The organism is Acinetobacter proteolyticus (genome assembly GCF_000367945.1).
Taxonomy (GTDB): Bacteria; Pseudomonadota; Gammaproteobacteria; order Pseudomonadales; family Moraxellaceae; genus Acinetobacter; species Acinetobacter proteolyticus.
Window position 1 is genome coordinate 3,063,874 of record NZ_KB849179.1, and the last position, 10,321, is coordinate 3,074,194.

Genomic DNA, 10,321 nt, shown 5'->3' on the forward strand with positions numbered 1-10,321 from the left:
AAGTACAAAAAATGTAAAATGAATTTAACCCTCAGGATTCATTCGTCAGTTATAAATTTACAACAGTGGGGGCTGAGTATATCGAGCCTGACACTAAAGCTCAATTTTCTGAGAAAATTCCAATTTTTACCTTATCTTAAATTCTCGACAAATTCATGACATTTTTCATGCTATTCATAGTGTTTTTAAGTATCCGAAGCATCTTTTGAAGCTGTAAAGGGAATAATTCTGTTTAAACAAATGACCTTAAACGTTGTAATTCATACACACTCAAAACAGCAATGTGTATGAATCACGTAGCGGCTTAATCTGCAAATGAGCTTTCCAATTCTTCCAGTTCCATCATCAGTTCTAAAAGCTGTTCTTCATGCTGTTCCAACTTGGCTTTAAGCTCATTTTGTTCATTCATCAGCTTGATCAAATCATTTTTGCGCTCAGCCTCATATAAGGCGCTATCCGCCAAAGCATGTTCAATGTCAGCTAAGCGTGGCTGAACCTTTTCAATCTGAGCTTCAACCTTTTCAATATTTTTACGAATTGGACGCGTCATTTCACGGCGACGAGCTGCTTCTTTACGTTGCGCTTCCTTATCTACTTTTGCGGCAGGGGCTTGGGTGGTTGTGCTTTGCTGCTGTGATGCATTTTGTGCATTGATCTGTTGCTGGCGCGCTTCACGTAACCACTTAGCGTAGTCTTGTAGATCACCTGCAAATTCTGTGCATTGACCTGCATGCACTAATAACAAGTCATCACAGACACTGGCAATCAATTGGCGTTCGTGTGATACCAGCACCACCGCACCATCAAAGTCCTGTAGCGCCATAGTCAGTGCCAGACGCATATCCAAGTCTAAATGGTTGGTTGGTTCGTCCAGAATCAAGACATTGGGACGTTGCCATACGATCAGTGCCAGCGCCAGACGTGCACGTTCACCACCAGAGAAGCTCTCACATGGCGTATCCATACGCTCGCCACTAAAGCCAAAACTACCTAAAAAGGCACGTAAAGCAGCTTCACTGATGTGTTTGTCGGCAATACGTGCCAATTGCAGCATTGGGCTGGCATGGGCATCCAAAGCATCCATTTGATGCTGAGCAAAATAACCAATATTGAGCAGTTCAGAGGCCTTACGTTCGCCTGCAAGTAGTGGTAAATCACCGACAAGGGTCTTGATCAAGGTTGATTTACCTGCACCATTCATCCCGAGTAAGCCAATACGTGAACTTGGGGTGATTTGCAGACGAATTTTTTCAGCAATGATTTTATCGCCGTAGCCAATCGTAGCAGCATCCAGACTCAGCAGAGGTGAACTCATTTTGGTCGGTTCACGGAAGCTGAAGGTAAATGGTGTATCAACATGTGCTGGTGCGAGTTGCTGCATGCGCTCTAATTGCTTAATTCGGCTTTGTGCTTGGCGGGCTTTGGTGGCCTTGGCTTTAAAGCGGTCAATAAACTTTTGTAGATGTGCGCGGGTTTCTTGCTGCTTCTCAAAAGCTTGCTGTTGCTGCGCTAAGCGTTCACTACGAGTGGTTTCAAAGGTGGAGTAATTGCCTGTGTATAAGGTCAGTTCTTGATTTTCGATATGCAAAATATGATCGGTAATCGCATCCAAGAAATCTCGGTCATGTGAAATCAGGACCAGCGTACCTTCATACGCTTTGAGCCAGTCTTCTAACCACAAGATCGCATCCAAGTCCAAATGGTTGGTCGGTTCATCCAGCAACAGCAGATCTGAACGGCTCATAAGGGTACGCGCCAAGTTCAAGCGCATACGCCAACCGCCCGAGAAGCTCGCGACATTTAATTTTAATTGGTGATCAAGAAAGCCGAGACCAGCCATCAATTGTGCTGCTTTGGCGGGTGCTGCATAACCATGAATTTCGTCAAAACGACCATGCAGTTGGGCTAACTCATCATTACTGAGTTGATCTGGATGCGCTAATTTTTCTTGAATATCCCAGTATTCTTCATCGCCTGACAGCACAAAATCAATCGCTGGCATTTCTAAGGCTTTAATTTCTTGCGCCATATGCGCCACAGTCCATACTGCGGGACGAGTCAGATTGCCCTCATCTGCGACCAAGTCTCCTAAGAATGCAGCGAATAGAGTCGATTTACCAGCACCATTCACCCCAGTAAGACCAATTTTCCAGCCCGGATGAAGCTGCATTGAAGCTTTTTGGAATAAAACTCGCCCACCACGGCGTAATGAAACTTGGTCAAATTGGATCATGAGCATGCAAAATAGCGAATAGATAGCTGCATTTTAAGGTGATCGCCCATGAATGCAAATTTTTATATTTAAGATCAAGTTGTTCGGATTGAGCTGAGCAATCAATGATAAAATAGAGTAAAAGCTCTATTTTTGTGACGCGAATCAGATTATTATTTAAATTATATGAAAAAATAAGCAACAAGACTAAAAGTAGCAGCATAGGATTTAAGGATGAACAAGGGAATTCTTGCATTGGGGGCAATGCTGGTGTTGGGGAGCTATACAGAAACACATGCAGCGAGCAAAATTTGTGTTTTTGATTTGTTGGGGAAATCAGGAGAAGCCTATAAGGCCATGGAAGAGTGGGCCTTGGCCGCTAAAGCATGGCGCGGCGATACTTTTTTGATCAGCTATCAGAATGAAGCGTTGGCGGAAAATGATTTTGAACAAGGCAAATGTGATGGCGTCTATATGACTTCAATGCGTGCGCGCCGTTATAACAAATTTGCAGGTTCGATTGATGCCATTGGGGCGGTACCAAGCTATGCGATTGCACAGAAAGCGATTAGCTTTGCTTTGGACAAGCGTAATCAACGCCGTTTGCTCAGCACCGTTGATAATGAAAACTATGAAGTTGCAGGGATTTCGCAAATTGGTTTGGCCTATATCTTTGTCAAAGACAAGAAGATGAATACTATTGAGCAAATCAAAGGGAAAAAATTTGCAGTGCTGGGCTATGACGAAGCACAAAAGATCGTGGTGAAAAGCCTAGGTGGACAAGCCGTACTTGCAGATATCTCTGATATCGCCAAAAAGTTTAATACAGGTCAGGCCGATATTATGGCGGCACCTGCCTATGCCTATAAACCTTTAGAGCTGTCGAAGGGACTGGGAAATGAGGGTGCAATTATGACTTTCCCAGCGGTGAATATGACCATGGACTTAATTATCCGTCCTGAAAAATTCTCCAGCAATTTTGGACAGAACTCTCGAGCGTGGTTTCTAAGCCGTCTGAATACCAATTTCGCACTGATCCAGCGTCTTGAATCAGAATTACCTGCCAAATATAAAATCAACCTCAGTAACGAGGATAAAACCCGTTATCAGCAAATCTTGCGTGAAGCACGTATGGGATTGACCAAACGTGGTATTTACGATGCCAGCATGATGAGTGTACTGAAACGCGCGCGTTGTACAGTAGACCGAACCAATTTTGAATGTACTTTAGGTGGTGAATAAACCAATACATCAGTGGATGGATGTCTCAACATCCTGCTTTTGAGTTGATATTGGCCTAAAACATTAAAACGTGATCAAGTCTGTTAAAACAGATGAAAACCCGACATATGTATATAAAAGTGCTATTCTTTTGGTCAAAATCTGACTATATTGAATAAGCACTGATGGAAAATTGTGCAAAATAGCAAAGTAAGGGAAAACAAGATGAAAAAAGGACTTTGGGCATTGAGTGCTACAGCTCTATTTGTCATGAGCACTCCTGTACAGGCAAAACAACAAATTTGCGTTTTTGATTTATTGGGTAAGGCAGGGGAGTCTTATAAACTGATTGAGGAATGGAAGCTGGCTTCTAAAACATGGCAGGGCGATGTTGAGCTAATTCCTTATCAAGACGAAGAAAAAGCGGAAAAAGATTTCGATGCGGGCAAATGTGATGGGGTCTATATGACCTCCATGCGTGCCCGAAAATATAATAAATTTGCAGGTTCGGTTGATGCGGTCGGGGCGGTTACCAGCAATGCTATTGCACAAAAGGCGATTAGCTATGTGCTGGATAAGCGCAATCAACATCGTTTAACAGCGACAGTGAATGGGGATAAATTCGAAGTTGCAGGTATTATCCAAGTCGGGCTGGCATATATTTTTGTACGTGACAAAAAAATCGACACCATTGAAAAAGCCAAAGGCAAAAAATTTGCTTATTTACATTATGACCAAGCACAAAAAGCCATTGTAGAAAGCATTGATTTGGTAGCGGTACCATCAGATATTTCTGATTTTGTGAAAAAATTTAATAGCGGACAGGTGGATGTAATTGCAGCGCCTGCCTATGCCTATAAGCCTTTAGAGATCAGTAAGGGCTTAGCCAATGGTGCATTATTTAATTTTCCCGTGGTCAATATTACCGGTGACTTGATTATTCGTCCTGCACAATTCCCAAGTGGATTCGGAACTCAGTCTCGACAGTGGTTCGTGAACAAATTGCCAAGTAACTTTGCCATGGTGCAGCGTTTAGAAGCGGGAATGAATGCCAAAAAGATTACCTTGACCAATGAAGATAAAACCCGTTATCAAAAAATGTTGCGTGATGGACGCATGAATTTAACCAAGCAAGGCGTGTATGATGCGAGTATGATGAATGTGTTGAAACGTGCCCGTTGTACGGTTGAACGGACGAACTTTGAGTGTACTTTGAGTGGTGAATAAAAAAGGAGAACAGTCGCCTAGATATAAATCTATACACAAAGTGAGGCAGATATAACAAAATTGCCTAAGAAAATAATAGAAATAGATAAAAGAGGGTAAAAAATAAACAATCTAGTCATAAAAATAGAGTAGAAGCTCTATTTTTTTTCAAAAAACATGATTAATATTTGCTTCGAACAAGGAGACAAACATAAAGTTTGTGAAAGGATGAAAAATATGAAAAAAATTGCACTTGCTCTTGCAGCAACTTCGATCTTTGGTGTATCTGCTTCTACTCAAGCAGCAATTGATGTGTGTGTATTCGACTTATTAGGAAAGTCAGGTGAATCATACAAAATGATGCAAGACTGGGCACTCGCAGCGAAAAGCTGGGGCGCTGATGTCAACTTACTTGCAATCACGGATGAACAGGTTGCAGACAATAACTTTAAAGCGGGTAAATGTGCTGCTGTTGCGATGACAGCAATGCGTGCTCGTCCATATAACAAATTTGCGGGTTCAGTTGATTCATTGGGCGGCGCACCAAGCAATGAAGTGGCACAGCGTGCGATTACTTATGTACTTGATGCACGTAATGCAGCAAAAATGACCACTAACTTAGGCGGTAATAAATACGAAATCGCGGGTATCGCGCCTTTAGGTGCTGCTTACATTTTCGTACGTGACAAGAGCATTAACTCAATTGAAAAAGCAGCGGGTAAAAAATTCGCCGTATTGGGTTATGATGATGCACAAAAAATCATGGTACAACGCGTAGGCGCGCAAGCGGTACTTTCTGATATTTCTAACTTTGCTGCGAAATTTAACAACGGTCAAGTGGACATGGTCGGTGCACCTGCTTATGCCTACAAACCATTAGAATTAAGCAAAGGCTTAGGTTCAAATGGTGCGATGTTTAACTTCCCTGTATTACAAGTGACTGCAGATCTTGTGATTCGTCCAGAGAAATTCCCTGCTGGCTTTGGTCAAAAATCTCGTGACTACTTTGTGAAACAACTTCCAAAAGCATTCTCAATGATCAAACGTTATGAAGCTGAAATTCCAGCCAAATACAAAATGAACTTGAGTGCTGAAGATAACTTGAAATATCAAAAATTATTACGTGATGGTCGTATGGATCTGACTAAGCGTGGTATTTACGATGCAGGCATGATGTCTGTATTGAAGAAAGCTCGTTGTTCAGTAGACAAAGCAAACTTTGAATGTGCATTACCGGGTGAATAATCCAGAATTGCCACAATCAACACTTAAAGCCTAGATTTATCTAGGCTTTTTGTTTTTTTTAAGATGTCATTTAAGCCATTGTGTTGATTTACAAAGCTCGTAATTATATAAAAATATAAAAACCAAATGGAATCTTGAAGATTTAAAAGATGTTTCAATCAGGACGATTAAACATGACTGTATTCAAACATTGATCCATTGGTGAAGCCTATTTAAAGATATACCGCCAGTCGTTTGATTTTGGATGGGATGCAACAACAATCAGCATAGATGCAAAGGAAAAATAAAATGCAATGGTTTAAAACTTTATTACTTGCGACTGGGATCGCCGCGGTCTCTGCGGGCACTCAGGCAAAACAAACGATTTGTGTATTTGATATCGTGGGAAAAAGTGGCGATGTTTATGCATTAATGAAGGATTATCAACTCGCTGCAAAAACTTGGGGCGCTGATATTGAGCTTAAAGTCGGAACGAATGAAGCTGTGATTGCTGAAGACTTTAAAGCGGGTAAATGTGATGGGGTCAGCATCACAGGGATGCGTGGTCGTCAGTTTAACCAGTTTACAGGTTCATTGGATGCAATCGGGGCGATTACTGACCTTAAATTGGCCGTTAAAGTGATGCAGGGTTTAGCCAGCCCGACCTTTGCTAAAGCAATGGTGAATGGTAAATATGAAGTGGTTGGGGTCATTCCTGTAGGTGATGCCTATTTATTGGTAAATGACCGTAATATCAATACGGTGGCTAAAGCTGCTGGCAAGAAAATTGCTGTCCTAGATTATGATGAAGCACAAAAAATTATGGCTTCTCAAGTCGGTGCACAAGCCGTCAGCTCAGATATCACCAACTTTGGTGCCAAGTTCAATAATGGTCAGGTGGATATTATTGGTGCACCAGCTGCTGCCTTTAAACCTTTGGAACTGTATAAGGGTTTAGGAACCAAAGGGGCGATTGTGAATTATCCAATTCTGCAAGTGACAGGCAACTTAATTATTCATCCAGAGAAATTCCCAACAGGTTTTGGCCAAAAGTCGCGAGAGTGGGTGAAGGCACAATTACCACGTGCATTTACCATTCTTGGAAAAATGAAAGCAGACATTCCACAAAAATATTGGATGGAAGTTCCAGCTTCTGACAAACCAGGCTATCAAAAATTAATGCGTGAAGCGCGTATTAATCTGACCGCGAAAGGAATCTATGACAAGCGCATGATGAAACTGTTATGGCAATTCCGTTGCCGTGAAGATGCCAAAAACTTTGAATGCGGCTTACAAGACGAGAACTACAAATAATCGTGTAAAAGTCTTTAACAGCACTTTAAAACTTCAAATACAGACCCGATATTGAGTATGCTATACTACATATCGGGTCTTTTATTTATGAAAGACGTATTGAAGTCTGAGGAATATCCATCATGAACGCCCAAGCTCTAGAATTGTCAGATAGTGCTGCTAACAAAGTTCGCCAACTACGCGAAAGTGAAGGCAATAACGATCTTATGTTACGTGTTTATGTAACAGGCGGTGGTTGTTCAGGCTTCTCTTATGGTTTTAACTTCGCGGAAAGCATCAATGAAGACGATGCTGAATTTATGAATGGCGATGTTAAAATGCTGGTTGATTCACTCAGTTACCAATATCTTGTTGGGTCAGTGGTCGATTATTTGGAAGGACTTGAAGGCTCTCGTTTTGTAGTTCAAAACCCGAATGCGACCACCACTTGCGGTTGTGGTTCATCGTTCTCGATCTAACGGATTTTTGATGTAAAAAAAGCTTCTCCAATTGAGAAGCTTTTTTGGTCTTAGACCGCTGTGATGGTGCCGAGAATACGGTCACCGGATGCACCCGTCACCGTAGGTAAATTGCCACTGAGCTGCTCTACAAAACGCATGGCTAACCAGGCAAACGCCGTCGCTTCTACCCATGTCGGAGCTAAATCAAGGGCATCCGTGGTTTGTACCGACCAATTGTGTTTACGTAAGCGCCAACGGAGTTGCTCAAGTAAATGAGAGTTATAGGCACCCCCGCCACAAACATAGATTTCACCCGTCGGCATCGTTTCTTTACTGCGGTAAATCGCTTTTTTAATCGCACGTGTAGTGAGTTTCATTAAAGTGGATTGAACATTTTCTGGGGTATCTTCCAGTTCGTCATATTCCAAATCATTGCGCCAATCGCTGAGCTGCTCATCCAGCCATTCTAAATTAAAGTCTTCACGACCTGTGCTCTTCGGTGGCTCTTTGGCAAAAAATTCATGATTCTGTAAACGATCTAATAAAGAACGAATAGGATTGCCATAGGCTGCCCAATCGCCATTTTCATCATAAGGATGCCCTGTGTGGCGATGACACCACGCATCCATCAAGATATTGGCAGGGCCGGTATCAAAACCATAAACGCCGTCTAGATTATTTGCAGGCAGCATACTGACATTGGCAATGCCACCTAAATTTAAAATCACGCGGTGAATGCTGTCATGTTGAAACAGAGCTTGATGGAAAGCAGGTACTAGAGGCGCACCTTGACCACCTGCGGCCATGTCACGACGACGGAAATCCGAGACTACAGGCAGTTGTGTGATTTCTGTGATGATATTGGGATCACCAATTTGTAAGGTGAAACCATGCTCTGGGCGGTGACGAATGGTCTGCCCATGTGATCCAATCGCTTTAATTTGGCTTCGGTCTAAATTATTTTGTTCAATCAGTTGATTGATACCGTGCCCAATCATTTGCGCCAAAGCGACATCCGCTTTGCCCATACGATCAATTTCATTGTCATCTGGTAGAGTTAATGCCATCAACTCATCACGTAGTTCAGGCTCAAAAGGCACGGTCAGCGTGGCATGCAGTGTTAATGGATCGAATGAAGTTGCAACAATATCAACACCATCCATGCTCGTGCCTGTCATTACACCAATATAGATCGCGCTCATATACAACTTATCCTGCAAGATGCTGAAAAAATGTTAGTATATCGCACAAATTGAATAACTGATGTGTTTAGGTTTTGTGATGTCAAATTTCTTGCCAGCCGAAGAACAGCTTGCTCTCATTCAACGAGGCACGCACGAGATTATCTCTGAAGAAGATTTATTGAAAAAACTGAAAGAGAATCGTCCACTCCGTGTAAAAGCAGGTTTTGACCCAACGGCTCCTGATTTACACTTAGGACATACGGTTCTAATTAATAAATTAAAAACTTTTCAAGATTTGGGACATGAAGTCACCTTCTTGATTGGTGACTATACGGCCATGATTGGTGACCCGTCTGGGAAAAGCGCAACACGTCCGCCGTTGTCTCGTGAGCAAGTTGAAGCCAACGCGAAAACCTATCAAGAACAAGTTTTTAAAATCTTAGATCCAAATAAAACCAAAGTTCGTTTTAACTCGGAATGGTTTAATCAAAGAACAGCAGCTGATTTAATTCAATTGGCGAGTCAACAAACCGTATCACGTATGTTAGAACGTGATGACTTTACTAAGCGCTATAACAACCATCAACCGATTGCAATTCATGAGTTCTTGTATCCATTGGTACAAGGCTATGATTCGATTGCACTTGAGGCTGATGTAGAGTTAGGTGGTACAGACCAGACTTTTAACTTGTTAATGGGGCGTACCCTACAAGGCCGTTATGGTCAAGAATCACAAGTGTGTATTACTGTGCCGATTCTTGAAGGTCTAGATGGCGTCAATAAGATGTCTAAATCTTTAGGCAACTATATTGGTGTATTTGATACCCCAGGGGCAATGTATCAAAAAATCCTGTCGATGCCGGATAGCTTGATTGAACGTTACTTTGATCTACTGAGCTTCAAGTCATTGGATGAAATCAAAGTTTTGCTTGATGAAATGGCTGCGGGTCGTAACCCACAGGAAATCAAACGTATCTTGGCGCTTGAATTGGTTGAACGTTTCCATGATGCAGAAGCGGCCGAAAATGCACATAAAAGTGCAGGTAACCGTGTAACTGAAGGCGAGGTACCAGAAGATACCCCAGAAGTGACCATTTCTCGTGGCGAGTTTGGTGGTGAGTTATTTATTGCAACCATTCTTCGTGTTGCGGGTTTAAACCCAAATGCCGCGGCAGCGAAAGACGCCGTGGGGCGTGGTGCAGTAAAAGTTGATTGGAATGTGGTGGATATGAGCTACTCTGTAAAAGAGAATGTCACTTTAATCATCCAATCAGGTAAAAAAGCCATTGCACGAGTGACTTTCACTGATTAATTCACAATGAAAAAAATAAAAAGCAGGTCATGAGCCTGCTTTTTATACGTAAATAGCTGATAAAAACAACGAAAACACTGAATTTGTAGAAAAAAGAAACATGCAAAAGAAAATAATAAAAAAGGGGGTTGTGTTGGGTCTGAAATGCTGTAGAATGCACATCCATCGGCGGTGATGCAGATAAAAACTTGTTGAGAAACAAGGATTT

General features: G+C 42.0%; 8 protein-coding genes. 6 read left to right on the plus strand and 2 right to left on the minus strand.

Annotation, left to right across the window (positions count from 1 at the left end; genetic code table 11):
• Positions 1–304: 304 nt before the first annotated feature.
• Positions 305–2,233: an ATP-binding cassette domain-containing protein gene (locus F993_RS02825; RefSeq protein ID WP_004656869.1), complete on the minus strand. Its 1,929-nt coding sequence runs from the start codon at positions 2,231–2,233 to the stop codon at positions 305–307.
• Between the two features lie 213 nt (positions 2,234–2,446).
• Between F993_RS02825 and F993_RS02820 the strand changes: the two genes are divergently transcribed.
• The 5 genes from F993_RS02820 (at position 2,447) to erpA (ending at position 7,635) form a co-directional block, all read left to right on the plus strand.
• Positions 2,447–3,454, plus strand: a complete 1,008-nt coding sequence (locus F993_RS02820) for a putative solute-binding protein (protein ID WP_004656871.1) — start codon at positions 2,447–2,449, stop codon at positions 3,452–3,454.
• 204 nt (positions 3,455–3,658) lie between these two features.
• On the plus strand, positions 3,659–4,660 hold the full coding sequence (locus F993_RS02815) for a putative solute-binding protein (protein WP_004656873.1): 1,002 nt from the start codon (positions 3,659–3,661) through the stop codon (positions 4,658–4,660).
• A gap of 216 nt (positions 4,661–4,876) precedes the next feature.
• On the plus strand, positions 4,877–5,884 hold the full coding sequence (locus F993_RS02810; protein WP_004656875.1) for a putative solute-binding protein: 1,008 nt from the start codon (positions 4,877–4,879) through the stop codon (positions 5,882–5,884).
• 288 nt (positions 5,885–6,172) lie between these two features.
• Entirely contained in the window at positions 6,173–7,177 is a 1,005-nt protein-coding gene (locus F993_RS02805; protein ID WP_004656876.1) for a putative solute-binding protein, read from the plus strand.
• A 122-nt stretch (positions 7,178–7,299) separates the two neighbouring features.
• Complete coding sequence (gene erpA, locus F993_RS02800; RefSeq protein WP_004656878.1) at positions 7,300–7,635, plus strand: iron-sulfur cluster insertion protein ErpA; 336 nt, start codon at positions 7,300–7,302, stop codon at positions 7,633–7,635.
• A 50-nt stretch (positions 7,636–7,685) separates the two neighbouring features.
• On the opposite strand, the gene F993_RS02795 is transcribed toward erpA, so the two are convergent.
• Complete coding sequence (locus F993_RS02795) at positions 7,686–8,819, minus strand: anhydro-N-acetylmuramic acid kinase (protein ID WP_004656880.1); 1,134 nt, start codon at positions 8,817–8,819, stop codon at positions 7,686–7,688.
• Positions 8,820–8,880: 61 nt separating this feature from the next.
• Here F993_RS02795 and tyrS point away from each other — a divergent pair, with 61 nt between their 5' ends.
• Positions 8,881–10,113, plus strand: a complete 1,233-nt coding sequence (gene tyrS / locus F993_RS02790; RefSeq protein ID WP_016543200.1) for a tyrosine--tRNA ligase — start codon at positions 8,881–8,883, stop codon at positions 10,111–10,113.
• The last annotated feature ends 208 nt before the right edge of the window (positions 10,114–10,321 follow it).

Bases quoted from the DNA above. Each gene is read 5' to 3' on its own strand.
- F993_RS02810 (WP_004656875.1), top strand. From the start codon at position 4,877: ATGAAAAAAATTGCACTTGCTCTTGCAGCAACTTCGATCTTTGGTGTA.
- F993_RS02820 (WP_004656871.1), top strand. From the start codon at position 2,447: ATGAACAAGGGAATTCTTGCATTGGGGGCAATGCTGGTGTTGGGGAGC.
- erpA (WP_004656878.1), top strand. From the start codon at position 7,300: ATGAACGCCCAAGCTCTAGAATTGTCAGATAGTGCTGCTAACAAAGTT.
- F993_RS02815 (WP_004656873.1), top strand. From the start codon at position 3,659: ATGAAAAAAGGACTTTGGGCATTGAGTGCTACAGCTCTATTTGTCATG.
- F993_RS02825 (WP_004656869.1), bottom strand. From the start codon at position 2,233: ATGATCCAATTTGACCAAGTTTCATTACGCCGTGGTGGGCGAGTTTTA.
- F993_RS02805 (WP_004656876.1), top strand. From the start codon at position 6,173: ATGCAATGGTTTAAAACTTTATTACTTGCGACTGGGATCGCCGCGGTC.
- F993_RS02795 (WP_004656880.1), bottom strand. From the start codon at position 8,819: ATGAGCGCGATCTATATTGGTGTAATGACAGGCACGAGCATGGATGGT.
- tyrS (WP_016543200.1), top strand. From the start codon at position 8,881: ATGTGTTTAGGTTTTGTGATGTCAAATTTCTTGCCAGCCGAAGAACAG.